General features: G+C 67.6%; 22 protein-coding genes. 16 read left to right on the forward strand and 6 right to left on the reverse strand.

The genetic code is table 11. The annotated features are described in order from the left end of the window. Positions 1 to 4: 4 nt before the first annotated feature. Entirely contained in the window at positions 5 to 778 is a 774-nt protein-coding gene (locus AC4EEV_RS16605) for a DeoR/GlpR family DNA-binding transcription regulator (RefSeq protein ID WP_491329503.1), read from the reverse strand. A 75-nt stretch (positions 779 to 853) separates the two neighbouring features. Further along, complete coding sequence (pdxA, locus tag AC4EEV_RS16610) at positions 854 to 3,229, reverse strand: 4-hydroxythreonine-4-phosphate dehydrogenase PdxA (RefSeq protein ID WP_491329504.1); 2,376 nt, start codon at positions 3,227 to 3,229, stop codon at positions 854 to 856. Between the two features lie 188 nt (positions 3,230 to 3,417). On the opposite strand from pdxA, the gene AC4EEV_RS16615 reads away from it, so the two are divergent. From AC4EEV_RS16615 to AC4EEV_RS16670, 12 genes are all read left to right on the forward strand, one after another. Continuing rightward, the gene (locus AC4EEV_RS16615; protein WP_491329505.1) at positions 3,418 to 4,992 is read left to right on the forward strand and encodes an ABC transporter substrate-binding protein; all 1,575 of its coding nucleotides are present in this window, start codon (positions 3,418 to 3,420) and stop codon (positions 4,990 to 4,992) included. 3 nt (positions 4,993 to 4,995) lie between these two features. Continuing rightward, the gene (locus tag AC4EEV_RS16620; protein WP_018762019.1) at positions 4,996 to 5,931 is read left to right on the forward strand and encodes an ABC transporter permease; all 936 of its coding nucleotides are present in this window, start codon (positions 4,996 to 4,998) and stop codon (positions 5,929 to 5,931) included. Next, positions 5,928 to 6,866: an ABC transporter permease gene (locus AC4EEV_RS16625; RefSeq protein ID WP_491329506.1), complete on the forward strand. Its 939-nt coding sequence runs from the start codon at positions 5,928 to 5,930 to the stop codon at positions 6,864 to 6,866. Before AC4EEV_RS16620 ends, AC4EEV_RS16625 begins: the two co-directional genes overlap by 4 nt. A 1-nt stretch (position 6,867) precedes the next feature. Continuing rightward, the gene (locus AC4EEV_RS16630) at positions 6,868 to 7,740 is read left to right on the forward strand and encodes an ABC transporter ATP-binding protein (RefSeq protein ID WP_491329507.1); all 873 of its coding nucleotides are present in this window, start codon (positions 6,868 to 6,870) and stop codon (positions 7,738 to 7,740) included. Further along, the gene (locus AC4EEV_RS16635) at positions 7,733 to 8,563 is read left to right on the forward strand and encodes an ATP-binding cassette domain-containing protein (protein ID WP_491329508.1); all 831 of its coding nucleotides are present in this window, start codon (positions 7,733 to 7,735) and stop codon (positions 8,561 to 8,563) included. The genes AC4EEV_RS16630 and AC4EEV_RS16635 overlap by 8 nt, the downstream gene beginning before the upstream one ends. A gap of 34 nt (positions 8,564 to 8,597) precedes the next feature. Continuing rightward, a complete protein-coding gene (locus tag AC4EEV_RS16640; RefSeq protein WP_491329509.1) occupies positions 8,598 to 9,587 on the forward strand; it encodes an aldo/keto reductase in 990 nt (329 codons plus the stop codon). Between the two features lie 44 nt (positions 9,588 to 9,631). Further along, positions 9,632 to 10,423 carry an HpcH/HpaI aldolase family protein gene (locus AC4EEV_RS16645; protein WP_491329510.1) on the forward strand — a complete coding sequence of 264 codons (792 nt, stop codon included), beginning with the start codon at positions 9,632 to 9,634 and terminating at the stop codon, positions 10,421 to 10,423. A gap of 4 nt (positions 10,424 to 10,427) precedes the next feature. After that, the gene (locus AC4EEV_RS16650) at positions 10,428 to 11,666 is read left to right on the forward strand and encodes a sialidase family protein (RefSeq protein WP_491329511.1); all 1,239 of its coding nucleotides are present in this window, start codon (positions 10,428 to 10,430) and stop codon (positions 11,664 to 11,666) included. Next, positions 11,663 to 12,337, forward strand: coding sequence for an SDR family NAD(P)-dependent oxidoreductase (locus AC4EEV_RS16655; RefSeq protein ID WP_491329512.1), 675 nt, complete (start codon positions 11,663 to 11,665; stop codon positions 12,335 to 12,337). Before AC4EEV_RS16650 ends, AC4EEV_RS16655 begins: the two co-directional genes overlap by 4 nt. Positions 12,338 to 12,355: 18 nt before the next feature. Then, complete coding sequence (locus AC4EEV_RS16660) at positions 12,356 to 13,372, forward strand: metallophosphoesterase family protein (RefSeq protein WP_491329513.1); 1,017 nt, start codon at positions 12,356 to 12,358, stop codon at positions 13,370 to 13,372. 96 nt (positions 13,373 to 13,468) lie between these two features. Beyond that, a complete protein-coding gene (locus tag AC4EEV_RS16665) occupies positions 13,469 to 14,506 on the forward strand; it encodes an AAA family ATPase (RefSeq protein ID WP_018762010.1) in 1,038 nt (345 codons plus the stop codon). Positions 14,507 to 14,927: 421 nt separating this feature from the next. Next, positions 14,928 to 15,770 (forward strand): esterase/lipase family protein, encoded by an 843-nt coding sequence (locus AC4EEV_RS16670; RefSeq protein ID WP_491329514.1) that lies wholly within the window; start codon positions 14,928 to 14,930, stop codon positions 15,768 to 15,770. A 93-nt stretch (positions 15,771 to 15,863) separates the two neighbouring features. Here AC4EEV_RS16670 and AC4EEV_RS16675 read toward each other — a convergent pair whose 3' ends face one another. Next, entirely contained in the window at positions 15,864 to 16,589 is a 726-nt protein-coding gene (locus tag AC4EEV_RS16675) for a hemerythrin domain-containing protein (RefSeq protein WP_491329515.1), read from the reverse strand. Between the two features lie 127 nt (positions 16,590 to 16,716). Then, positions 16,717 to 18,306: an alkaline phosphatase D family protein gene (locus AC4EEV_RS16680; RefSeq protein ID WP_491329516.1), complete on the reverse strand. Its 1,590-nt coding sequence runs from the start codon at positions 18,304 to 18,306 to the stop codon at positions 16,717 to 16,719. 201 nt (positions 18,307 to 18,507) lie between these two features. On the opposite strand from AC4EEV_RS16680, the gene AC4EEV_RS16685 reads away from it, so the two are divergent. The 3 genes from AC4EEV_RS16685 to AC4EEV_RS16695 all read left to right on the forward strand — a co-directional run bounded on the left by AC4EEV_RS16685 (position 18,508) and on the right by AC4EEV_RS16695 (position 23,844). Continuing rightward, entirely contained in the window at positions 18,508 to 19,215 is a 708-nt protein-coding gene (locus AC4EEV_RS16685; RefSeq protein WP_491329517.1) for a hypothetical protein, read from the forward strand. Between the two features lie 109 nt (positions 19,216 to 19,324). After that, a complete protein-coding gene (gene mgtA, locus AC4EEV_RS16690) occupies positions 19,325 to 22,072 on the forward strand; it encodes a magnesium-translocating P-type ATPase (RefSeq protein ID WP_491329518.1) in 2,748 nt (915 codons plus the stop codon). A 95-nt stretch (positions 22,073 to 22,167) separates the two neighbouring features. After that, positions 22,168 to 23,844 carry a GAF domain-containing sensor histidine kinase gene (locus tag AC4EEV_RS16695; protein WP_491329519.1) on the forward strand — a complete coding sequence of 559 codons (1,677 nt, stop codon included), beginning with the start codon at positions 22,168 to 22,170 and terminating at the stop codon, positions 23,842 to 23,844. Positions 23,845 to 23,871: 27 nt separating this feature from the next. On the opposite strand, the gene AC4EEV_RS16700 is transcribed toward AC4EEV_RS16695, so the two are convergent. Further along, complete coding sequence (locus AC4EEV_RS16700; RefSeq protein WP_491329520.1) at positions 23,872 to 24,555, reverse strand: response regulator; 684 nt, start codon at positions 24,553 to 24,555, stop codon at positions 23,872 to 23,874. Positions 24,556 to 24,807: 252 nt separating this feature from the next. Between AC4EEV_RS16700 and AC4EEV_RS16705 the strand changes: the two genes are divergently transcribed. Beyond that, complete coding sequence (locus tag AC4EEV_RS16705; RefSeq protein WP_285320149.1) at positions 24,808 to 25,512, forward strand: hypothetical protein; 705 nt, start codon at positions 24,808 to 24,810, stop codon at positions 25,510 to 25,512. A 59-nt stretch (positions 25,513 to 25,571) separates the two neighbouring features. On the opposite strand, the gene AC4EEV_RS16710 is transcribed toward AC4EEV_RS16705, so the two are convergent. Further along, positions 25,572 to 26,837, reverse strand: coding sequence for a flavin-containing monooxygenase (locus AC4EEV_RS16710; protein ID WP_491329521.1), 1,266 nt, complete (start codon positions 26,835 to 26,837; stop codon positions 25,572 to 25,574).

The following is a 26,837-nucleotide window of genomic DNA, read 5'->3' on the forward strand; positions in this document are numbered from 1 at the left end:
GAACCTACGCAGCAACCGCCGCCACCTCAACGCTGACCCCCGCGTCCCGGAACTTCTGCACCTGGGCGGGGTCGGCGCCGTCGTCCGTCACCAAAGTCCACGGCAACGCCAGCCGCACCCAAGCGTGGAAGGGCCGCAGGCCCAGCTTGGAGGAGTCGGCCAAAACGTAGACGGAGCGCCCGCGCCGGGCCATGAGCTCCTTGAGGCGGGTCTGGGCGTGGTCGGCCTCGCAGATGCCGTCGTCGGCGGTGACGGCGTCCGCCCCCAGGAACACGCGGTCAAAGCTCATCCGCTCCAGCGCCGCCTCCGCCAGCGGGCCGACGAAACTCTGGGAAACACTGCGCAACCGCCCGCCCAGGCAGTCCACCTCGATGCCATCGCATTCGGCCAGCTCCTGCAGCGTGTTGATTCCCGGCGTCGTGACCGACAACCGGTCAAACCCGCGCAGCTCGTGCGCCAGGGCACCTGCGGTGGAGCCGGCGTCGAGCAGGATGCTCTCCCCGGGCTGGATTACCGAGGCCGCCCACCGGGCGATCGCATGCTTCTGCTCGAACGCCTCACCAGTGCGTTGCCGCAGCGACGCCTCCGGGTGCGCGCCCAGCGCCATTGCCCCGCCGTAGGTGCGGGCCAGGCGGCCCTGGCCGTTCAGCAATGCCAGGTCGCGGCGGATGGTGGACGCCGTCACCTCGAACTTCGCCGAGAGCTCCTCCACGGACGCGAGGCCGGTGGTCACGGCAAGGTGGTAGATCTCCTCGCGCCGCGCGTTTGCGCTGAGCATTCCCGGTCTCCTTCCCGTGGGCATGGCGGTGGCAGTGCTACCCATGCTAGTTCCGGCCCTCATCAAACCGGAGGACTACACGGCCACAGCCGGCCGGGTGGCCATTTCTGCCGCCTGGTGCAGGGCCTCCACCATGGACCGGGAATCGGCGATGGCCTTGCCCGCGATGTCGAACGCGGTGCCGTGGTCCACGGAGGTCCGGATCACCGGCAGGCCCACCGTGATGTTCACGCCTGCCTCGATCCCCAGCACCTTCACCGGTCCGTGCCCCTGGTCGTGGTACATGGCCACCACCAGGTCGTAATCACCGCGGCCGGCCAGGAAGAACAGCGTGTCCGCGGGCAGCGGGCCCACGGCGTTGATCCCGTCCGCTTGCGCCGCCTTCACGCCCGGCTCGATCTTCTCCGCTTCCTCGCCCTGCCCGAACAGGCCGTTCTCGCCGGCGTGCGGGTTGATGGCGCACACGCCGATCTTCGGGTTGGGGATGCCCGCCCGCACCAGCGCCTCGTGGCCGCGGCGGATGGTCCGCTCCACCAGGTCCGGGTTGATCTTGCGGATGGCATCCACCAGGCCGATGTGCGTGGTCACGTGGATCACCCTGATCTTGGGCGTGGAGAGCATCATGGACACTTCCTCCGTGCCGGTCAGGTGCGCCAGCAGCTCGGTGTGCCCGGGGTAGATGTGCCCGGCGGCGTGCAGCGCCTCCTTGTTCAGCGGCGCGGTGCAAATGGCTTGCACCTTCCCGGCCATCGCCAGCTCGCTGGCCACCCGGATGTATTCGTAGGCGGCATGCCCGGCCACGGGCGAGAGCTGGCCCCACGGCAGGTCTGCCGGCAGCAACGCCAGATCGATGACGTTAACCCGGCCCGGCGTGAACACAGCATCGTCCACATCCTCGATCGGCCGGATGTCCGCCCCGATGCCCAGTACCTCCGCCGCCTGCCGCAGCCGCAGCGCGTCGCCGATCACCACGGGCCGGCACTCAGCATTGCTCTGCGGATCCAGCACGGCGGCCACCACCACCTCGGGGCCAACTCCGGCGCCGTCGCCCATGGTCACGGCCACGTAGGGGAGGGGCTGGTTCTGCGTTGATTCGTCAGTCATTGTTGCTCCAGATTCTTCGGAAGTCTTGTGGGAAAGGGTTTGGGTGGAAGCTGCGGCGGCCTGGCCGCGGCGCTTCCGGATTTCGTCATACAGCTGAAGGAGGGCCAGGTGGTCGCCGAAGCTGCCGGGCTTGGTGCCCACCAGCGTCCCGTCGTCCGCGCGGCTCAGCACGGCTCCGTGCTGCACCGCCGCGAGCGGCGCCAAGCTGGAGCGGCCGACGGCGTCCAGGACTTCCCTGGCCGTCTCACCGCCGGTGAGGATCAGGTCGGCCCCAGTTCCCTTGACGGCCTCGGCGGCGAACCTTGCCAGCGCCTGCACGATGCGGGTCGAGGCGGACGGGTCCACTTTCTGGGCCGCCAACGTGATGATCACGCGGGCACCTGACCGCAAATCCGCCGAAACCTGGGCCAGTTGGGACACGTAGGCGCCGTCCGCACCGGCGTAGAGCGGGTGCAGCCGGACCACCGTGAACCCTTGGGCTTCAAGGGCAGCCAGTTGCGCCTGCGCGGTCTGTGAAGCGGAGCCGACGACGGCGAGCACCGGCCCGGGTGCCTCCTGCGGTTCCGCGGTGGTTGCGTCAGCCGTTGCCACATGTTGCGCATTTCGCGCAAGTCGTGGGCTGAGCCGCTGGGCGAGGACATCGGCCGCCCCGCCGGTTCCGACCAGCACGATGCGGCGTCCGCCGGCCCGGAACTCCAGGTCCAGCAGGGCGTCCACGGTGTTCTCCAGGTCCCGGACGGTCTCGCCGTCCACCACCACGAGCTGCGGCCGCTCGGATTCGAGCAGCCCGGCGAGCTTCGCAGCCAGGGATCCGGAGCGGACCGCAGCCAGATCAACGGAGCGCACAGAGGACGGATCCGCCGGGGCCAGCAATGAAGGAACATCGACTGGCGGGGCCGACAGCTCGGCCTGCCAGAGGTCCGTTTCCGCCAGGGGAGTGCCGGCAGCCAGCGGCTTGCCACCGAGTACTGTGCGCTGCAGCTGGGGGAGTGCGCCCGCAATCACGGCGTGGAATCCAAGGCTGGCCAAGGCCGACACCTCAGCCTGGATGTTGCCGCGCCACAGGGAATCCATCTTCTTGAACTGCACCTGTGCGGCAGAGGCCTCGGGACCGGAGAACGCCTCCTTCACCAACGCCTCAGCCTCCGCCCCGGACACGCCACGGGAGTGTGTATCGGCGACCACCACGTCGGTGACCTCTCCCGCAAAGGAGGGGCCGCCGTCGTGCGTTCCGAAAGACGTACACGCGGCGAGAATGACCTGCGCAGTCAGCCCATGTTCCACAAAGCAATAGCCAACCTCGGCGGCGCCGGAGAAGTCGTCGGCCTGCACAAATACGGAAGCCACGGTGCTCCTCTCGTCATAGTCGGCTGGAACCCGCCAATCAGCGGGAAGCTTTCCAACATCATGACATGGTTGCGCGAATCGCGCTAGATAGGTTGCGCAATTTGCGCAGGAGTGGCAAAGTGATGGACACAACATTCGGCGCAGCCATTCCGGCAGCCCGCCATCCCCGATCTACCGAGAGGTCAACGATGACCGTTCTTCCTCAAGGAAGTGAGATTTCCCGCCGCCGCCTCCTGCAGTTCGGTGCGGCCGCCGGGTTTCTGCTGGGCACCGGCAGCCTGGCCGGCTGCGCCGGCCCCACCGGACTCCCCGGACCCAGCACCCTGACCCTGGCCCTCAACCGGTCCCTGGTCAGCCTGGACAACAAGCTCAACCAGTTTGACGCAGCCGTCACCGTGCAACGCTCGGTCCGCCAGGGACTCACCGCCATCGGCCCCGAAACCAAGCCCGTCCTGGTCCTGGCCGAACGCTTCGAGATGACCGGCCCCACCGAATGGACCGTCCGGCTCCGCGACGGCATCCGCTACTCGGACAACAGCCCCGTCACGGTGGAGGACGTCTCCACCGCCCTGAAGATGTACAAGCAGGTCCAGGGCTCCTTCGTGGCCGGGTTCTTCCCCGAATTCCCCGAGGTTGTCCCCATGGATGACCGCACGTTCAGGATGGTCACCAAGAAGCCGGTCCCCATCCTGGACTCACTGATGAGCATGATCCTGATAACCCCGGCCGCACAGAACAAACCGGAGGAACTCCAGGAAGGCCTGGGCACCGGTCCTTATGTTGTCACCAAGTACAACCGTGGTGCCGGCACCTACAGCTTGGAACGCAACAAGAACTACTGGGGTCCCGCGCCGCACATCGACAACGTGGAGGTCCGGTTCCTCCCTGAGGAATCCAGCCGCGTCATCGCCCTGCGCAGCGGCGAGGTGGACGTCATCGACTCCATCACCCCAGACTCCCGCGAACAGCTCGCAGGCCTGCCCGGCGTCACGCTGCAGGAAGCCTCAAGCCTGCGCCTCAACCAGATCTTCTTCAATTTCCGCAAGCCCGCCGGCCACCCGCTGGCCAACCCCCGCGTCCGCCAGGCCCTCAGCATGGCCATCGACGGACAGTCCCTGGTGAAGGACGTCCTGGTGGACTCCGTCACCCAGGCCGCAGGCGTCACCCCATCCAGCCTCACCGGCTACTACAAGACCGGCGAATACGTCTACGACCCCGAGAAGGCCAAGGCCACCCTTGCAGAACTTGGCGTCAAGGACCTCACCCTGAAGATCATCTGGGAAACCGGCGAATTCGCCTCCGACACCTCCGTGATGGAAGCCTTGGTGGAAATGTTCGGCAAGATCGGCGTCAAGGCCGAACTCCAGCAGTTCGAACCCGGCGGCAACATCATGGCCTGGCGCCAGGGCAAACAGGGCGACTGGGACCTGCTGGCCAACGGCTACCCCAGCCCTACCGGCCTGGCCATCACCATGCTCCAAGGCATGTACGCCGGCACCCCGGAAAAGGAAGCCACCCGCGACACCTACCAGGGGTACGTCATCCCCGAGGTCACCGCCAAGATCCAGGCCGCTTCCGCCGAGGCGGACCCGGCGCGCAGGACGCAACTGCTCAACGACGCCCAGCAGGCAGTCTGGGACACCTGGCCCTGCGCCTGGGCGTTCGTGCCCAAGTCCGTCCTTGCCCACCGGGAACGGGTGTCCGGGATCAACCTGGCACCCACCAACTCCTACCCCCTCGTTGATGTCCGGCTGGAGGCCTAAGCCATGACGAACTACATCCTCAAACGCCTGGGACAAGGCCTGCTCACCGTGTTCCTTACGGTATCCACCGTGTTCATCCTGATCCGCATGGCCCCCGGCGACCCCGCCGTCTCCTACGCCGGTCCGCTGGCCACTTCCGAACAGCTCGCCAAGGTGCGCGAACAGTTCGGCCTGGACAAGCCCCTCCTGGAGCAGTACTGGATCTTCCTGCAGCAACTGTTCAGCGGCAACCTCGGCCAGTCCTACTCGTTCCAGGCGCCGGCCATGCAGGTGGTCTTCGAACGCCTGCCCTACACCCTGACCCTGGCGACGTCGGCAATCCTGCTGACCGCCGTCGTCGCCATCCCGCTGGGGGTGTGGATGTCCCGCCGCCCTGACACCGGCCGCGAATTCGGCGTCAACGTGCTCACCATCGCCGGGCAGTCCATGCCCGATTTCTGGACCGGCATCATGCTGCTCACCGGGTTTGCCGTGCTGGTCCCCCTCTTTCCTGCCTCCGGCTTCGCCACCTGGGGCGGCCTGGTCCTGCCCACGGTCACCATCGCCATCCTGCAGATCGCGCTGATCTCCCGCATGGTGCGCCGCGAGATGACCAACAACCTGGCCGCCCCGTACCTCACCGTGGCCCGCTCCCGCGGCGTGAAGAACTCCGTGCTCACCTGGCGCTACGCCATGGGCAACTCCGCCATCCCCGTCTTCACCGCACTGGGCACCCGGTTTGCCGCGATGCTCAACGGCGTGGTGGTGGTGGAAGTGGTGTTCGCCTGGCCCGGCGTCGGCTCCCTGATCGTCCGGGCCCTGGAAACCCGCGACTACCCCCTCATCCAGGCCACGGTCCTCATCACCGCGCTCCTGGCCGTAGGCGTGCAGCTGCTGATCGACCTCGCCTACCCGCTCCTTGATCCCCGCGTTCGTCTCGGAAAGGCGGCCACAGCATGAGCCTCCACACCGCAACCCCGGCCGGCCCGTCCGGAAGCACCGGCGCGCCAACCCGGCAGCCAAGCCCCAGCGCCGTCACCAAGGCGGACCTTGCCCGCGCCGGCGCCACCCGACGTCGGAAAGCCGCGCAATGGAAACTGGTGGTCGGCGCCATCTGCACCCTGCTGGTGATCATCCCGATCATCCTGGCCAACGTGCTCCCGCTCCCGGACGCCAACTTCCAGGACCTCGCCGCCCGGCGCCTGCCCCCGCTCACCGACGGCCACCTGTTCGGTACCGACCAGCTGGGCCGCGACCTGCTCTCCCGCGTCCTGCACGGCGGCCAGGTCTCGCTGACCATCGGCCTGATGGCAGTCCTGGTCTCAGGGGCCATCGGGGTGATCCTCGGCTCCGCCGCCGGCTACTTCGGCGGCTGGGTGGACACCATTGTCTCCCGTCTCCTCGAAGCCCAGATGTCCCTGCCGCTGCTGATGATGCTGCTGCTGGTGGTGGCCCTCTTCGGCCCCTCCATCCCCGTGATCACGTTCGTGATCGCCATCGCGCAGTGGCCCGAGGTGGCCCGCCTGACCCGCTCCATGGTCCTGGTGGAACGCGAAAAGCCTTACGTCTCCGCCGCCCGGATCCTGGGCCTGCACCGCATCCAGATCCTGATCCGGCACATCATCCCCAACGTCATCAAGCAGGCAACCCTGGTGGTGCTGCTCCTGCTGGCGCAGGCCGTGCTGCTCGAATCCGCGCTGTCCTTCCTCGGTGCCGGCCCCCAGCGCCCCTTCGCCACTTGGGGCCGGATCATCTCCGACGGCCAGGACTACATCACCACCTCCTGGTGGATGGTCACCCTGCCCGGCCTGGTGATCGTGCTCATGGTGGTGGGCGTCAACCTGCTGGGCGACGGCCTCCGCGACCGTCCCCGCCGCAAGAAGAAGGGTGCCTGACATGTCTGTTTCCCCCACGTTCACCGAGCAGCCGCTGCTGGAGGTCCGCGACTTCCAGGTGGAACTGATCACGGACGCCGGCATCATCCGCGCCGTGGACTCCGTCAGCTTCAGCATCCACCGGGGCGAGACGGTCACCATCATCGGGGAGTCCGGTTCGGGAAAATCTACGACGGCGATGGGCATCCTCCGCCTGCTGCCCGAGGACCTGGCGGTCCTGTCCGGCACCGTGCTGATTGACGGCGTCGACATCTCCGCCGACCCCAAGGCCATCGACAAGGTGCGCGGCAGGACGCTGGCGCTGATCCCGCAGGACCCGATGACGGCGCTGAGCCCGGTGCACTCGATCGGCAGCCAGCTGTTCGAGGCCATCCGGATCGCCGGCGCCGCGTCCGCCAAGGACAAGGCGGCCCTGCAGGCCAGGGCCGTGCGGCTGCTGGATCAGGTGCACATCCCCACGCCGGAGAAGCAACTGAAGAAGTACCCGCACCAGCTCTCCGGCGGCATGCTGCAGCGCGTGCTCATAGCCATCGCTTTGGCGTCCGAGCCGCAATTGCTGGTGGCGGACGAGCCGACATCGGCCCTGGACGTCACGGTGCAGGGCGGCATCCTGGACCTGCTGCTGGAACTGCAGGAACAGCGCGGCATCGGCATCCTGATGATCACGCACGACCTCGGCGTGGCCCGGCTCATCTCTGACAGGATCCACGTGATGAAGGACGGGTCCTTCGTCGAATCCGGCGAGGTCCAGCAGATCGTGGACCACCCCGCCACGGAGTACACCCGCACCCTGCTGGCCGCGGTGCCCGTACTGGGGCCGTGGGACGAAACCCCCAACTCCACCCTGACCACTACTGGAGCACGCCATGACTAAGCCGTTTCTCGCCGTCGACAACCTGGTGGTGGACTACCACGTCCCCGGCGGCACCTTCCGCGCCGTGGACGACGTCTCCTTCTCCGTGGACAAAGGCAAGACGATCGCCGTGGTGGGTGAATCCGGCTGCGGCAAATCCACCATCGCCAAGGCCCTGATGCGGCTGGTGACCCCCACCAGCGGGTCCATCAACCTGGACGGGACCGACATCGCGGCCATGAGCGAGGCCAAGCTGCGGCCGCTGCGCTCCAAGTTCCAGATGGTGTTCCAGGATCCATACGGCTCCCTGGACCCGCACATGACCGCGCAGGAGATCGTGGCCGAGCCGCTGAAGCTGCAGGGAGTCCGCTCCAAGGCCGAACGGCATGCGGCGGCGGCGAAGCTGATTGACCAGGTGGGCCTGTCGGTCCGGTCCCTGGATAAGCACCCCGGCGAGTTTTCCGGCGGCCAGCGCCAGCGCATCGGGATCGCCCGGGCGCTGGCCTCCAAGCCCCAACTGCTGGTCTGCGACGAAGCCACCAGCGCCCTGGACGTCTCTGTCCAGGCGCAGGTGCTGCGGCTGCTCAAGTCCATCCAGGACGAAACCGGCATCACCTACGTGTTCATCTCGCACAACCTTGGCGTGGTGCAGGAAATCAGCGATACCGTCATGGTGATGCAGCGCGGCAAGCTCGTGGAACTCGGCCCTACCGCCGACGTCCTGACCGCCCCCAAGGAGGACTACACCCGCAAACTCCGCCGCGCGGCCCTGGACCCCTCCACCATGACCGGCCTGAAGCCGCGGCACATCGTCCGTTCCCTGGCGCTCGCCAACCAGCCCTGACCCTTTGACACACGCAACCACGAGGAATCAACGCATGAGCACGCAGCCCAACGGCACCCAGGTGGACGGCCTGGAACTACCCATCTCCCGGCTGGTCCTGGGGACCATGACGTTCGGCGACACCGCTGACGAGGCCACCGCGGGTCGGATGGTGGAAGAAGCGCTCGCCGCCGGCATCACCACCATCGACACCGCCAACGCCTACGTGGGCGGGGTGACCGAGGAGATGCTCGCACGCCTTTTGAAGGGAAAGCGCGACGCCGTCATCCTGGCTTCGAAGGCCGGCATGCCGCACGCGGACCACGGCTCCAATGCACCGCTCTCCGCGGCGGGGCTGCGCGCCAGCGTTGAAGGCAGCCTGCGCAGGCTGGGCGTGGACAGCCTCGACCTCTTCTATCTGCACCAGCCGGACCGGGCCACGCCGCTGGCCGAAACGCTCTCCACCGTGGCGGCCCTGGTCGCCGAAGGCAAAATCGGGGCGCTGGGCGTGTCCAACTTCGCCGCCTGGCAGATCGCCGATGTCATCCACACGGCACGCGAAGTGGGGGCGCCGCAGCCCGTCGTCGCGCAGCAGCTCTACAACCTGGTGGCGCGCCGGCTGGAGGAGGAATACCTCGAGTTCGCGTCCACCCACAACGTACACACCATGGTCTACAACCCGCTGGGCGGCGGCCTGCTCACCGGCAAGCACAGCTTCGACGCCAAGCCCACCGAGGGCCGCTACGGAGACTCCAAGCTCGCCGCCATGTACACGCAGCGTTACTGGGACAAGCAGCTCTTCGACGCGATCGGCGAGCTGTCCCGGATCGCAGCCGACGCTGACGTGACCCTCGCGGAACTGTCGCTGCGCTGGCTCGCCTACCGCGACGGTGTGGGCTCGATGCTGCTGGGCGGCTCCAACGTGGAACAGCTGCGCGCCAACATCGCCGCCGTGGCCAACGGGCCGCTGCCGGCCGACGTCGCGGACGCCTGCGACGCCGTGGGCACCTCGCTGCGCGGCCCCATGCCCGCCTACAACCGCTGACCCATTCCTCCCGACTGAACCGATTACGAAACTGAAGGACTCTGATGACCTCCCAACTGGCCCTCGAATTCGCCCGCAAGATCCGCGCCCGTGAGCAGGCGGTGGGCTATTGGGCGGTGCTGGACGCGCCCGTGGCCACCGAACGCATCGGCCGGCTCGGCTACGACTACGTGGCCCTGGACGCGCAGCACGGACTGCTCGGCTACTCCGGCGTGCTCAACGGGCTGATGGCCATCGACGCCGGGCACACCGCCGTCGGCATGGTCCGGACGGAGGCCAACGACTTCACCGCCATCGGCAAGGCACTGGACGCCGGCGCCGCGGGGGTCATCGTTCCGCTCATCAACAACGCCGAAGACGCCGCTGCCGCCGTGGCCGCCGCCAAGTACCCGCCGCTGGGCGGCCGCTCCTACGGGCCCATGCGCTCGGCGCTGCGGATCGGGCCCGTCCCGGCCGAGGCGAATGCCACCACCCTGGTGTTCGCCATGATCGAGACCCCCGAGGGCCTGGCCAACGTCAAGGAAATATGCGCCACCCCCGGCCTGGACGGCATCTACGTTGGCCCCTCCGACCTCTGCATTGCGGTGGGCGGTGCCTTCCCCGGGGATCCCGCCGTCGAAACCGAATTCAACGCCGCACTGGAAACCATCGCCGAGGCAGCGGCCTCCGCGGGGATCGCCGCCGGCATCCACACGGCCGCTGGCACAGTTGCCAACCAGCGGCTGCGGCAGGGCTACACGTTCACCACCGTGGCCTCGGACCTGACGCACCTGGAACAGATCGCCAAGTCCCACCTCGACGCTGCCCGCTCCGATGCCGGCACCAAGGAGAGCTAATCCCATGCAGAACACCACAACCGACGCGTACAACACCATCACCCCGGACGGGGCGGTCAAGACGGCCGACGGCGCCGACTTCGCCTACCTGCCCGCACCCACCGTGCAGAGCCACGCAGCCAACCTGCTCACCCTTCCCGACGGCCGTTTAGGCTGTGTGTGGTTCGGCGGCACCCAGGAAGGCGTGCCGGACATCTCCATCTGGTTCTCCACCCTGGAGCCTGGCAGCAGGCAGTGGTCCGACGCCGTCCAGCTTTCGGATGACTCCACCCGGTCCGAGCAAAACCCCATCCTGTTCGTTGCGCCGGACAAAGCCCTGTGGCTGCTGTACACCGCGCAGAAGGCGGGCAACCAGGACACCGCCGAGGTCCGCCGTCGTATCTCCCTGGACAGCGGCCGCACCTGGGGTGAGGTGGAGACCCTGTTCCCGGCCAACGAGACCGGCGGCGTGTTCGTCCGCCAGCTGCCCGTGGTGCTCCCGTCCGGCCGGCTGATCATCCCGATCTTCCGCTGCATCACCACGCCTGGCGAAAAGTGGGTGGGCAACAGCGACGACAGCGCCGTGATGATCTCCGACGACGCCGGCGCCACCTGGACCGAAACCGTGCTTCCCGGCAGCCTGGGCTGCGTCCACATGAACATCCAGCCCGTGGCCGACGGCTCCCTGCTGGCCCTGTTCCGCAGCCGCTGGGCCGACTCGATCTACGAATCCCGCTCCACGGACGACGGCACCACCTGGAGCGAGCCCGTCCCCACCGAGCTGCCGAACAACAACTCCTCCATCCAATTCACCGCGCTCGCCGACGGCCGCCTTGCCCTGGTGTACAACCACAGCCGGGCGGGGGAGGGCACCGAACGGCGGCTGTCCCTCTACGACGAGATTGACGACGACGGCCTGGCCGACGAACAGGGGCAGGTGGCCGAGCCGGATGCTTCTGTTCCGGACGACGGCGTGAAGCGCGCCTTCTGGGGGACGCCGCGCTCACCTATGACGCTGGCCATCTCCGAGGATTCAGGCCGGACGTGGCCGATCCGCCGGAACCTGGACGTGGGGGACGGGTACTGCCTGTCCAACAACTCCCGTGACGGGCTCAACCGCGAGTACTCGTACCCGTCCATCCACCAAGGCCCGGACGGCGCCCTCAACATCGCCTACACATACTTCCGGCAGGCCATCAAGTTCGTCCGGATCGACCCGCAGTGGGCCTACGAGGGCACCACCACGCCGGGCGGGGACTCATGACCCGGCATGCTGTGGTCACCGGCACCAGCTCGGGGATCGGCAAGGCGATAGCCGAGCGGCTCCTGGCCGACGGGTGGCAGGTGACAGGCCTGAGTCGGACCGGGGCTTCGCTGGTCGGGAAGTTCGCGTGGCGCCAGGCCGATCTCTCGGAGCCCGAATCGTTGCCGGATGTCCTGGCCGGGCTGGGTTCCGTTGACGCGTTGGTTCATGCCGCAGGATTCCAGCGCACCGCGCACCTTGGCTCCCTTGACCCGGCGGCGCTGGCGGGGATGTTCACGGTCCACGTTGCGGCCGCGTCGGTGCTGGCGAACGAACTGGTGCCGTCCATGCCCGACGGCGGCCGGATCGTCCTGCTGGGCAGCCGCACCTCCACGGGGATGCCGGGTAAGAGCCACTACGCCGCGACGAAGGCGGCGCTGATGGGGCTCGGCCGGACGTGGGCGCAGGAGCTCGCGCCGCGGGGGATCACGGTGAACGTGCTCTCCCCGGGCCCGACCGACACCCCGATGCTGAACGACCCGGGCCGCGCCGCCACTCCGGTGAAGCTGCCTGCACTGGGCGCCCTGGTGGACCCGGAGGATGTGGCCGCCCTGGCCGCGTTCCTGCTGGGTCCGCATGGCAAGTCCATCACCGGCCAAAACTACGTGATCTGCGGCGGCGCCTCCCTTTAGCGCTCGGTGAGGAGGATCATGGTCCTCGTGGGGTTGACGTACCGCAAGCGCGTTCGAGGTGTTGCCGCAATCGCTGCGGCCCTCCTGGTGGCCGCCGCCGCGGGCTGCACCGGTGCCCCGGAACCCCCTGGGCCGCCCGGCGGCACCGCGGGCCCCGCGGCGGATGTCCGGATCGCCGCCGTCGGGGACATGAACCCCGAGGGGAACGCGGACCCGGACAGCAGGTCTGGCCGGAACGGTGCGGCCATCTCCCGGCTTGTTAAGGACAATGAGATCGATGCGTTCCTCGGGCTCGGCGACTTCCAGTACGACACCGCCTACTGCCGGGACTACGTGGACTACTGGACGCAGCTGTGGGGCGGCACGATGCCCAAGCTGTACTGGGTGTCCGCCCCCAACCACGACTGGCAACCGGGCCGCAACGAAGACCTTGATGATTTCATGAACGGCCAGTGCCCGGGCTCGGACGCGAAAGCGGCCATCAACGAGGAAAGGGGCTTCATTCCCAACGAAAAACCGTATTCAAAGGACTTTGGGAACTGGCACTTCGCATTCCTGCCTTCCGGGCTGTGGCGGTACGACAAGGCAGCGGCTTCCGCCGCGACAACATGGCTGGACACTGACCTCGGTGCCGCCAGGGCAGCAGGCAAACACCTTGCGGTGGTCTACCACGAGCCCTACTTCACGTCGGACACGGACGAACATGAGCGGGCCGCAAACCATAAGCCCTGGATCAACGTGATGTGGAAGCACCGGGTCCGGCTGACCCTGTCCGCCTCACAACACAACTACGAGCGGTCCTGCCCCGTGGATAATGCGGATACGTGCGTCGATGACGGCATGACAGCCTTCCAGGTTTCAACGGGAGGCCGCACCCTCCGCCCGTTCACCAGCAGCCCAAAATACATCGCCAAGCGGTTCAGCGACACCCACGGGTTTCTCCGGCTGACGCTGCATGGTGACGGTTCGTTCGACTGGAACTTCGTCCCGACCACAGGGCAGAGCACGGACACAGGTTCGCGGTCGGCACCCTGATCTGTCCGCCAGGCAGAACCCCGCGCGTGCTCCCCATCCTCCAGCGCACCCATGACCCATCCGCCCCGGTGGCGAATCGAGGTCTACAGTGGAGGCATGGCTCTCAGCCGCAATCCGCTCGATGACCTGCGTGAAACCATCGGCCACCTCGCCGATCAACTCAAGCTGCCCGGTTCGGAACGCGTCGACGACCTCGTCGGCGATCTTATGGGTGCCAGGCCCGGGCCGGCGCGGCCGCTGTCCGAGCTGCAAGCCGAGCTCGATGCGCTGGTGGGACTGGAGACCGTCAAGGAACAGGTGCGTGCCCTGGTCGCGCTGCTCCAGGTCCAGGCACGCCGCAAGGCGCACGGCCTGCCGGAAGTGGCCACCTCACAGCACCTGGTGTTCCTCGGAAACCCGGGTACGGGCAAAACCACCGTGGCGCGGCTCCTGGCCGAGATGTACCGGGCGGTTGGCCTGCTGCAGAAGGGCCACCTGGTCGAGGTGGACCGTTCGGGCCTGGTGGGGCAATACGTCGGCCAGACCGCGATCAAGACGGACCGGGTAATCCGGCGCGCACTGGACGGCGTCCTGTTCATCGACGAGGCCTATGCGCTCGCCCCGGAGGACGGCCGGATGGACTTCGGCCCGGAAGCCATCGAGGTCCTGCTCAAACGCATGGAGGACCACCGCCACCGCCTGGTGGTGATCGTGGCCGGGTACCCGCGGCTGATGGAGGCTTTCCTGCTCTCCAACCCCGGACTCCGCTCCCGGTTCGCCCGCGAGATCACGTTCCCGGACTACTCCGTGGACGCACTCCTGGCCATCTTCAGCCAGATGCTGGCCCAGCACGAGTACATCCTGGAGCCGGACGCGGACCAGATGCTGCGCCGCATCTTCACCGGGCTCCACGCCGGTGAAGACTCCGGCAACGCACGGTTCGCCCGCACGCTGTTCGAGCAAGCGCTCAACAGGCAGGCGCTGCGGCTCTCCCTCGACAAGGACCAAAGCCTCGACGCGCTCGACCGGGAGGCCGTCATGACGCTCACCGCTGACGACCTCGTCCAGGCCGCGATGGCGTTGGGCGAGGAGCCGGAACCGGAACCGACGCCGCCACCCGAGCAGCCACGCTGGAAACGCTGGCTGTTGGCCTGACGCTGTCTACGCCCGGGCTGGATCCTCGGGCGCCCTGAATCCGCCAGCCCTCGAGATCGCCGGAGCGGTGCGAGCCCGCCGGAACGTTCCGGCGAGTTCGCACCGCTCCGGCGACCCGGACACCGCTCCGGCGATCTCGGCGCGAGCCGCAAAACTGCACATTTGTGCAAACGCCGCTGGGAGCCCGTCCACGCCGCGATAAGACCAAAAATAGCTACTCACCAGTAACAATACCTGTGCCGTGGGTCACATCAGGTGCACATGGCCGCGCTGCAGGGACGGGATTTTGGCCGCACGTCTGTGCAGATCCGCTGCGCAGGGAAGGCATCACTGCAAGCATGGAAAACCTCGGCCGGGCCTCATGGATCCCCCAAAACCATGAGGCCCGGCGCCCCGCAGACTGACAAACAAAGAGGTTTCCATGTCACTCCTAACCCGGGCCCTGTCCGTTGCGGCAGCCGCCGTCCTTGCCTCCTCCCTGATGGCAGTCCCTGCCCAGGCCGTTGATGTCTCTCCGCCGGGCGCCAACGACTGGACCTGCAAGCCATCTGCGCAACACCCATATCCGGTCATCCTTGTTCCCGGCACGTTCGAGAGCATGGAGAAGAACTGGTCCACCATGGCGCCGTACCTCAAGAGCCAGGGCTACTGTGTCTTCGCCCTCAACTACGGCGCCACCAACGGTGTGTACGCCACGGCTCCGGTCACCGAATCCGCAAAGGAGCTCGCCCCGTTCGTGGACTCTGTCCGCTCGGCCACCGGCGCCAAGCAGGTGGACCTGGTGGGCCACAGCCAGGGCGGCATGATGCCCCGGTACTACATGGGCTTCCTCGGCGGCGCCAAGTACGTCCACCAGCTCGTCGGCATCGCCCCGTCCAACCACGGCACCAAAGGCGTGATCCTGCCGCCGCCGGACCTGGTTCCCACTCCCGACTACACGGCCGCCGGCTGCGCCGCCTGCGCCGACCAGCAGGCAGGCTCGCCGTTCATGCAGGAACTCAACTCCATCGGCGACACCGTGGCCGGTCCCGCCTACACGGTCATCTCCACCACCCACGACGAGGTGGTCATCCCGTACAACAGCCAATTCCTGAATGGGAGTGCGCGGCAGGTCACCAACATCACCATCCAGGACAAGTGCCCGGCGGACGTCTTCGAACACGATCAAACGCCCAATGATCCCGTGGTCCACCAGCTCGTGGGCAACGCCCTGGGCCAGCCGTCCGGCCCGGCGGACCCGGCGTTCCAGCCCGTCTGCCTCTAGCCCCTGAAGCAACGCCTAACCCCTGACAGCAATAACGACGGCGGGCGGCCGGCACCCACGCCGGCCGCCCGCCGTCGTACCCGGCCAAGAGGCCTAGAGCGTTGGGGGAATGGGCCGTCCCGGAAAGAGCGCGGCATACTGCTTCCGGTACATCCGCCGCCCAACCAGCTTGTAGGCAAGCCGGACGGGTGCGGGGATTTCCTTGAACAGTTCAACCTGGTCTTCCCGCGGATTCGCCGCAAGCACCATGCCGAGGTACCCCACCAGGAATTTCTTGTCGAGTTCCTGGATCCCGTGCTGGCCGACCGCGGCAGCTTCCTTCTCTGTCATCACCCTGTCCGCAACCGGCATCATCTCCGTGACCTCGCGGCGCAGATGGACATTGAGGACACCGGACAGGTCTTCATAGCGGGCCGCGAGTTCCGCGCCGGACTCCTCATCCGCCGTCTGCATCCAGCGCAGCCGGACCGGCTCTATGGCCTGCAGCCTCTGCGTGACCTGCCTGTGCTGCTCGAGCATCTGCCCCACATGAAGTGCGCATGCCGGTGCCCGCTCCTTCAGTTGCGGGTACATCAGGAGGTCTTCGCCCTCGTGGTGGATATGCAGTACCTTGTCGAAGTTGCCCAGCACTTCGCCCACGTAGGCTGCCCGCGCAGTGTCGCCGGGGGCGGCGGAGCGCACCAGTCCCGGTGCCTCGCCGTAAGCCCAGAGGAAGAAGCGGTGGATGCGGCGCATGGCAGCGGTTCCGGTGCACAGCACCGGTCCGGGCGGCAGCGGAGCTGCGGTCTCACCGGGCTGCATGGTGAAGAAGTCGGTCATGAGCGTGGCCCTTTCCAGTCTCGCGAGACTAAGGACCTCTCCCCGCGAGCATCCTAGTCCTGCGCCCCGGCGCACACAATGCGCACCGCAACGGGCTCCAGGCGGCGACGGCGTAGTTTGGGACCCGTCAGGCCCGCGCCTGCAACCCGGGAACGCCGTCGCGGATTTCGAAGGAGGCTTTCGTGGACACCGGTGCGCCGGGCGTGGTCACGTGGTCCAGCACCCGGAAGTCCGCGGTGATCGCGTCCCTGGTGATGCGGGTGGCCACGTAGCCGCGGTTGTCGTTGTAGAACTTCAGGTGCGGGTTCCAGGCCATGGTGGCATCCGTGGTGGAGCCGGTGCCGTCACCGGTGGAGGTGATCGAGGTGCACACCAGTTCCGAGCCCACCACGGGGGAGGCGGGGTCCTTGTAGTCCACTTTGACGTCGTTGGCCCAGTTGCGGTGCACATCGCCCGTCAGCACCACGGCGTTGCGGACGTTCGCGTCCACCCACCCCTGGGTGATGCGGCGGCGGGAGGCGGCGTACCCGTCCCAGCCGTCCATGGAAACGTCGTCGATGTCCGGGGCCTTGTTCCGGTCGCGCTCCGCGAAGAAGACCTGCTGGCCCAGGATGTCCCAGCGCTGGGTGGAGCTGCGGAACCCGTCCAGCAGCCACTTTTCCTGCTCGGCGCCGGTGATGGTCCGGTCCTCGGCAAGCCGTTCGGCCACATTCTTCTGCCAGCCGTCGCCTGCCAGCTGGTCGTCCCGGTACTGCCTGGTGTCCATCATGTGGAAGTTGGCGAGCTGGCCCCACTGGACCCTGCGGTAGATCTTCATATCCGGTCCGGCCGGCAGCGAGGACGGGCGCAGCGGCATGTTCTCGTAGTACGCCTGGAACGCGGCGGCGCGGCGCTGGCGGAAATGCTCCACGCTGTCATTGAGCTGGCCGGCGTCCTTGTTCTCCGGAACGTCGTCCGCCCAGTTGTTGTCCACCTCGTGGTCATCCCAGACCACCAGCCACGGCGCGGCGGCATGCGCAGCCTGGAGGTCGCCGTCGGCCTTGTACTGCGCGTGCCGCTGGCGGTAGCTTGCCAGCGAGACCGTCTCCGGGCCCTCGTGGTCGCGCGGATTGCCGCCGCCGATCACGTAGCTGTCCTTTTTGTACTCGTACAGGTAGTCGCCCAGGTGCAGCACCAGGTCCGGGTGGTCCTCCGCCAGGCGCCGGTACGCGGTGAAGTAGCCGTGCTCGTACTGCGCGCAGCTGGCGAACGCCATGGCCAGCGCCGCGGGGGTCTCGTTCAGGGCGGGGCTGGTGAGGGTCCGTCCCACCGGGCTGACGTGCTTGCCGGTGCGGAACCGGTAGAAGTATTCGCGGCCCGGCTTCAGGCCCCGCAGCTCCACGTGCACCGAGTGTGCGGTCTCGATCCTGGCCTGCTCCACGCCGCGGGCCACCACGCTGCGCATGCCTGCGTCCTCGGCAACTTCCCATTGCACGGCCACCGGCCGGGACGGCATGCCGCCCAGCCCGTCCTCCGCTACCGGGTTGACGGCCAGCCGGGTCCACAGGACGAAGCCGTCCGGCCAGGGCTCGCCCGACGCGATGCCGAGCATGAAGGGATCGCTGCGGAGTCCGGCGTCGTCCGCGGTGGAAACGGCGACGGCGGCACCCGGCAATGCGGCGACCAGGCCGGCCCCGAGGCCGGCGGAGATAAGGGATCTGCGGGAAATGTTGTCCATGGCTCCCACCGTATTTTCAGCCCTTGTACAGGATTTTAGGAGCATATGAATGGCTGGTTAACAGCATGCAAGAAGTGACAAGCCGCGCTGGCGGATCTCGGCAGGGGCCGCCGGACTTTAGTCCCTGTTCTGGAGTAACCCCCGGGAGTACCGTCAAAAGTGGATCCTGCGCCTGCGGGAACCGCGTTAGTAGGGGGCATCATGGCCAAGGCCGGGCTTTCGGTTCTCAGTGTTTTGGGGCTTACCGCCACGATCATGCTGACAGGGTGCTTTGGCCCGCCGGCCCCGTCCCCCAGCACCAGTTCCGCGGCACCAAGTACGACGACGGCCCCCACCCCGAGTGCCACGGCAAGCCCTTCCGCCGCGCCAACCTCCACAGCCGCCACCACAACGCCGACCACGACGGCAGCCGCGCCGGGCACCACCGCCGCCGCGCCGCCGTCGTCCGCCCCTGCCAGCCCGACGGCTACGCAGGAACCCAGCCCAACCGGCCTCCCGGAGCAGGTGGGCCCGCTGACCATCTACTACGTGGCCGTCGATGACAACGGTGTGTCCGGTCCCAAGATCGGCTGCGGCGACAGCCTGGTGGCCACCACCACCGGGCCGGTCCGCTTCACGGACCAGGTGGGCCCCAGCGTCGGGACCCTGCTCGCGAACAAGAGCCGGGACGTGGGCATGTCCGGACTGATCAACGCGCTGTACCAGTCGAACCTGACGTACGTGGCCGGTGAGCTGGACGGCAGCACCATCACCATCTGGCTGACCGGGCAGTTCATGCTGGGCGGCGTGTGCGACATCCCGCGGGCGAAGGCCCAACTGGAGTACACCGCCATGGCCGCCTCCGGTGCCACCAGCGCGCAAGTGTTCGTCAACGGCCGCCCCATTGATGAGGTCCTCAGCCTTAAGTAGCGCCGTCAGCCCCGACCGCTTAAAGGCATAGGAGCACGTGCAGCGCCACTGTCGGCCCGGCGTCGTACTCTTGGATCCATCCACTACCTAAGTGTGCGAACGGACCCAGATGCCAGAGCTGAACGTGCAGGAGCGGACATCCCTCCTGCTGCCCATTACCGAGGCAGCGGGCCTGACGACGGACCAGGCACTCGCACGGCTGGGATCCGGTCCGGGTGGGCTCACCGGCGAGGAAGCGGAACGGCGCCTGGCGGAGATCGGGCCCAACGCCGTCCGCACCCACCGGGCCAACGGGTGGGCCGTGCTGGGCCGCCAGTTCGCCAGCCCCATCCTGATCCTGCTGCTCATCACCGCCGGGCTGTCCCTCTTCCTGGGGGACGCCACCAACTCGATCGTCATCGGCGTGATCCTTCTGGTCAGCGTGGGACTCGGATTCACCAACGAGTTCCGGGCCGAGCGCGCGTCCGAGGCCCTGCACGACCGCGTCACCCACCGTGCCGTGGTGCTCCGCGACGGAGCCACCACGGAAGTGGACGTCACCGCGCTGGTGCCCGGCGACGTCGTCCATCTCTCTCTGGGTGCCATCATCCCGGCGGACATCCGCCTCCTGGCCACCGGCAACCTCCTCTGCGACGAAAGCATCCTGACGGGGGAGTCCCTGCCCGCCGCCAAGGACCCCGCCGCCGTGCAGGCCGGCGCGGCGCTGGCGGACCTCTCTTCATGCGCGTTCATGGGCACCGTCATCCAGTCCGGCAACTGCACCGGCGTGGTGGTGGCCACCGGCGGCCGGGCCGAATTCGGCCGGATCGCCCTGGGCCTGGGCGAACGGCAGCCGCAAACTGAATTCCAGCTGGGCCTCAAACGGTTCTCCTTCCTGCTGCTCCAGGTGGCCATCGGACTCACCACGCTCATCTTCATCGCCAACCTGCTGCTGCAGCGGCCGCTGATCGAATCGCTGCTGTTCTCCCTGGCCATCGCGGTGGGCATCACTCCGCAACTGCTCCCCGCCGTCGTCAGTACCTCCCTGGCCACCGGAACCCGCCAGCTCGCGAAGCGGAAGGTCCTGGTCAAGCGGCTGGTGTGCATCGAGGACCTGGGGGACATGGACATCCTGGTCACGGACAAAACCGGCACCCTCACCGAAGGGAAGATCAGCTTCACCGCTGCCCTCCCCGCCACGGCGGAGCTGCCCGGCGACGCCCTGCTCACCCTGGGCCTGCTGGCCACCGAGGCGGACTACACCGACGCGAAGCTCACCTCCGCCGGGCAAAACCCGCTGGACGCCGCCCTCTGGGACAGCCCGGGCGCCTCCGGGTTCGACCCCGGCCGTTACGAGCGGCTGGACATGATCGGCTTCGACCACCAGCGCCGCCGCACCACCGTGCTGGTGCGGGAAGCCGGCGGGCCGCCGCAACTGGTCACCAAGGGCGCCCCCGAGGACGTCCTCGCCCTGTGCGGCCCGGTCGCCCCGGCCGTGCAGGCCCTGCTGGATGAACAGTTCGACGCCGGATCCAGGGTGGTGGCCGTCGCCACCCGCCCGGCCGACGGACCGGGCACGCTGACCGCGGCCGATGAACGCGGCCTCACCCTGGCGGGTTTCCTGGTATTCCTGGACCGGCCCAAGGCCAATGCCCGGCAATCGCTGGACCGGCTGGAGGAACTGGGCATCTCGGTCAAGATCGCCACGGGTGACAACGCCAAGGTGGCCGAGAAAGTCTGCGCCGACTTGGACGTCATCTCGGGTGGCACACTCACCGGGGCGGATATCGACGCCCTGTCCGACGCCGACCTTGCCGCCTCCGCCCGGACGGCCACCATCTTCGCCCGGGTATCGCCCGGACAAAAAGCCCGCATCATCGCCTTGCTGCGCCAAAGCGGCGGCTCCGTCGGGTTCATGGGCGACGGCGTCAACGACGCCCTCGCCCTGCACAAGGCGGACATCGGCATCTCCGTGGACAGTGCCACGGACGTCGCCAAGGACGCGGCCGACGTCGTCCTCCTGGACAAGGACCTCGGCGTCCTGGCCGAAGGGGTGATGGAGGGACGGCGGATCTTCGCGAACACCATCAAGTACGTCCTGATGGGCACCTCCAGCAACTTCGGCAACATGTTCAGCGCCGCCGTCGCGTCCGTGGTGCTGAGCTTCCTGCCCCTGCTCCCCGGCCAGATCCTGCTCAACAACCTGCTGTATGACAGCGGCCAGCTGGCCATCCCGGGCGACCGCGTGGACAAAGAACAGCTCCGCGCCCCCTCGCACTGGAACATCGCCTTCATCCGCCGGTTCATGTTCCTCTTCGGGCCCATCAGTTCGCTGTTCGACTTCGCCACGTTTGCCCTGATGCTGTTCGTGTTCGATGCCGTACCGGGGGAGTTCCGGGCCGGCTGGTTCATCGAGTCCATCGCCACCCAGACACTGATCATCTTCGCCATCCGCACCCGGCGCGTGCCGTTCGTGCGGAGCCGGCCGTCCGCCGGGCTGATCACGGCGTCCCTGGGCGTGGTGGCGTTGGGCATCCTCCTGCCCCTCTCGCCGCTGCAGGGCGTGCTCGGGTTCGATCCCCTTCCCGTCCCGTTCTTCCTTGCACTGCTGGGCATGATCGTCCTGTACCTGGTGCTGGTGGAGATCGCCAAGGCATGGTTCTTCGCCCGCGCCGCCCAGCAGGTGCCCACTGTCCCGGTCCGGCGCCGCGCGGACACCCACCACATCGCCCGCCGCGCCTTCCGCTTCAGCATCCCCGTCAAAATGCCCCCCTTCACTCCGAGTCCCGAGGGACTCCGGCGTCCCGGGAAGCGGCGGACGGAGCGGATCCGATCCGCCTCGCCAGAACAGGGAACGATGCGGCGCTCCGGGGGCTAACATGGCTGGAAGAGGGATTTTAAGCTGTCTCATATGGATTCAGGCGATGAAGCCCGCCGTGGATCATGCTGGTCAACCGACCGAGGTGTCTTATCGTGTGGCGTGAACCTATCAGGCGGCGGACCCGCGAACTCCTCCGCGAGTTCGTGGACCGGGCAGACGAGCTGGTGCGGACACAGGAGCATGTGGAGGGCCTCCTCGGTGCGGTGGTGTCCCTCGCGGAAGACCTCAGCCTCGAAGCGGTCCTTGACCGGGTGGTGCAATCCGCCTGCGAACTCGTCGGCGCGCGCTACGGAGCGCTGGGCGTCATCGGCGACGACCAGCAGCTCAGCCACTTCATCACCGTCGGCATCGACGACGACGGCATCCGCGTCATTGGTGACCTCCCCACCGGCCACGGCGTTCTTGGGCAGCTGATCCGCGAACCCAAGCCCTTGCGGCTCCATGACCTGGGCGAGCACCCGATGGCTGTCGGCTTCCCGGCCAACCACCCGCCCATGAAGACCTTCCTGGGTGTCCCGGTCCGGGTGCGGGACACCGTCTTTGGGAATCTGTACCTGACCGAGAAGATCGACGGCCAGGATTTCACTGCCGAGGATGAAGACCTGGCGGTCGCGCTCGCCTCTGCGGCAGGTGTGGCGATCCAGAATGCGCGGTTGTACGAGGACAGCAGCAGCCGCCAACGGTGGCTCGAAGCAGGGATCGAGGTCAGCGACCGGTTAAAGGCCAACCCGCGCTCCGACACCGAGAATTTGGAGATGATCGCGGAAGGGTCAATGCACGCCTCCGCCTCCGCGTTGGCCCTTATTGCATCGGTTTCGGGGGACGGAAGCCTCAGATGCCGGACCTCCCTGGGGGTGCAATCGATACCCGCAGGGCAGGAACTCCCGCCCGCAGCAGTCTTCAGCCAGGTTCTCTCGTCGAGGCAATCGAAGTCCTTCACCGATCCACGGAAGGTATTCGACCCGGAATCGGCAGAAAAACTCGGCCCTGTCCTGGTGGCGGCCCTGGGCAGCGACACGGACGGCCAGCGTGACACGGTGCTCATCCTGGCCAGGGCTGCCGGCGGAGCACGCTACACAGACCTGGATCTTGAACAAAGCGCAGTGTTCGCTTCCAGGATCGGGCTGACGCTTGAACTGTTGAAGGCCAATCAGCTGCGGGAAGAACACGCATTGTTCATCGACCGTGAGCGGATTGCGGCGGACCTGCACGACCTCGTCATCCAGCGGCTGTTCGCGGCCGGACTCAGCATCCAAAGCCTGCGCCGCTACACCTCTGACCCGGATGCCCATGAACGCCGTATTGCCGGCATCACCGCAGAGCTTGACGACTGCATCCACCAGCTCCGCGACACCATTTACTCGCTCCAGGCCAGGCAACCCGACCGGGAACTGCTCAGCGGGCGGGTCCTGCGCGCCGTCCTGGAAGCCGCCAACGCCGCCGGATTCCTGCCGAGAGTCCAGCTCTCCGGACCCATCGACCTGGTGGGGGATGAGGTTGCCGAGCAGCTCCTGCCCGTGCTGACCGAAAGCGTCAGCAACGCGGTGCGCCATTCCGGCTCCGAGGATATCCATGTGTTGTTGGCGGCGCAGGACGGCGAAGTCGTCCTCACCGTGCGCGACCATGGGAACGGGTTCGACCATCCTGAGAGGGTCAGCGGGTTGGAGAACATGAAGACCCGTGCCTCACGCCTTGGCGGTACCTGCGTCGTTGACAGCGCCCCCGGAAAGGGCACCAGCGTGGTCTGGACGGTGCCCGTGGTGGTGTGAAGGCCACCGTGTGCGGGTGTGCGGACGTCAGGACACCACCTCCCAGGCCCTGGGGATAGGGGCCGGGATCAATGGGCTCCGGCGCCGGAAACCCAGCTTCTGCAGGACAGAGGACACGCTGCCGATGACGGCATCGTCGGGCACCCGCAGCTCCTGCCCGATCTGCCGATTCGTCAGCCCCCGCGCCATGAAGGCGAGTACCTTCCGCTCCATATCCGTGAGGCTCTTCAACCACGAGGCAGAGGACGCGGCGTAGAGGCTCTCGGCTACCCGGTCCCTGTTTTCGGAGGTGAACAAGGTGTCGCCTTCGGCGGTCCGCCGGATGCGGCTCAGCAGTTCCTTGTGGTCCTTTACCTGTTTGAGGAGGTACCCGGAGGCGCCCGCCAGAACCGTGGCGCGCGCCGCATGCTGTTCGTCCCAGCCGGTCAGGATCAGGGATTTCACCGCCGGGGCCGTGGCGCGGAGGTCCCGGCAGACCTCTATCCCGGTACCGTCCGGCAGCCGGTCGTCCAAGACAGCCAGGTCCGGGCTCAGGCTGGGGATGAGGCGGCATGCCTCCGCCGCCGAACCACTTTCTCCGGCCACGGCGAAGCCATCGTTTTCGAGCAGGTCCCGAAGGCCCCGCCGCACCGGTTCGTGGTCGTTGAGGATGAAGATCCGGGCGGACCCGGGGGACCGGAACACATCCCGGGGTGCTGCGGGTGTTTCCATCTGTATGCTCTCGTCGGCTCGTGGCCCTTCCCGGCCGCCGGTTTGACTCAGCCGCCCCTGGTGGAAGGAACCTCAATTATCATCCCGCAGCATCGTCCCCAGCTGGCAGGGTCCAAAGTCCATAGCCGGTTTCTTCACCGATCAAGAGGGCGGCAAGCGGGGGCTTTGTGCCCTGTTTCGGCCTATGCGGCCGCCCTAGCCTGAGATGAGCAGGGCGGTGCCGCGCCGCCTGCCTGATCCGGGAGGCGCACGGTGAAATCGACAAATGCAAGCATCATCGCAGGCATCGTCCTCATCGCGTTGGGTGGGTTGCTGCTGCTGGACCGGCTTGGCGTCACGGACAGCGGGGCCTTTGTGGCACCACTGATATTCGCGGCGGTGGGGGTCCTGTTCGCTTCCCTGTTCGTGCGACGCCGGGAAAACTGGTGGGCGGCCATCCCGGGCTCGGTCTTCCTTGGGCTGGCGGCCGTCATCGTCGCGACCCAACTGACGGACGGTGCCTGGGGCGCGGCCTTCCTGTTCGTCTTCATGGGCGGTGGATTCGCGGCCGTTTACCTGCGGGAGCGCGCCAACTGGTGGGCCCTGATCCCGTCCGGAGTCATGTTCACCCTGGCGGCCATCGTGGCCCTTCCGCAGGCGATGCAGGGCACCCCCACCGCCGCCGTGCTCTTCCTCGGCCTGGCAGCCACGTTTGGCGTGCTGTCCCTGGTTCCGGTCCATGCAGCGGGCCCTGCCGGCAACCAGGCGGAACGGATGAAGTGGCCGCTGGTCCCGGCCGGAATCCTCGCGGCCATGGGCGCAATCTTCATCCTCCAGTCCGCGGCGGTGCTCATCCCGTTGGACTTCGCGTTCCCGGCGGTCATGATCCTGGCAGGGCTCGCCTTGATGGTCTACGCCTACCTCGCCCACCGCGACGGACGGCAGAAGGCGCACGGTCCCGGCCCCACGGCAGGATAAGGCTCAGCCGGCCGCTCCATCCGGAGCGGTGGCCAGTTCAAGCAAGGTCGTGGATCCGGTCAGCCCCGCGCTGCCAAGCGTTCAGTCACGTATTCGGCGTCCGGGCCCACCCCCACCAACGTGGCGGAAATATGCCGGGTAAGCCAGGGAAGCCCGACGGCGTACAGGCCCGGGTGCTCCGTCACGCCTTTGCTGTGGCGCGGGTAGTTCCACTCGTCCAGGAGCGGAAGGTCCAGCATGCTGAAGTCCAGCCCATACCCGGTGGACCAGATGATGGAGGTAATTCCTTCCTCCCGGAGGTCCAGCCGGGAACCCGGCCCGTCCGGCTGCCAGCTGTCCGGTTCCGCCGGCTCGGCCTTGGGGGCGTCGATCCCCGCGGCGTCGATGTAGGCGTCAAAGAGCTTCTTGAACCGCTGGCCGAACCCCGCCTCCGCGGCAGCCAGGCGCTGGGCGAGGTCGTCAGTGAAGACGGGCACACCGTCGTCGACCCCCTCGAACCGGCCGTGCAGCCGGACCCCGCGCCGGCCCAGTCCGCGCAGCCGGACGCTGTGCCCGCCCCCGGTGCCGGACAGCAGCGGGTTGCACAGGAACCGCCCGGCGGGGGAGGGCAACTGGTCCACCAGCAGCGCGTTGATGCCGAAGTCGGGGCCATGGACGTTTACCTCCCAGATCCAGTGGAAGATGTCCTGGCCGCGGTATCGGCGCGGTGCCTCCGGGCAGGACGACACGGACAGGTGCACGTTCCGGCCGGCGTCGAGCAGGTCCTCCGTGATCTGGCCGCCGGACTGCCCCGTCCCCACCACCAGGACGGCCCCGGGCGGCAGTTGGTCCGGGTTGCGGTAGTCATGGCTGTGCAGTTGCAGGACCTGCGGGGAGATGCCGACGGCGGCGGCAGGGATCCGCGGGCGCTGGAACGCGCCGCTGGCGAGCACCACATTCCGGGCCGTCCAGGTGCCCTGGCCTGTCAGGACGTCGAAGCCGCCTTCCGTCGGGGTGATCCGGGTAACCCCGGTGTCCAGTTCCACCGGGGCCTGGATGTCCCTGGCGTAGCCGCGGAAGAACCCGATGGTGGCGTCCTTGGTCAGGAACCCGTCCGGGTCAGGCCCTGCATAGGGGGACCCCGGCAGGGCGACGGAGAAGTTCGGCGTGTTCAGGTAGAAGGAATCCCACCGGTCCTGCCAGGCGCCGCCGAGGGCGGGCCGCTGTTCCAGGATGCGGTGTTCCACGCCGCGCTGCGCCAGCCAGTAGCTGGTGGCCAGGCCCGCCTGGCCCGCACCCACCACCAAGGTGTTGGTGTCCTGCCGGGGAACTGCGGAGGCGGACAC

This window comes from Pseudarthrobacter sp. MOO14 (genome assembly GCF_058267675.1).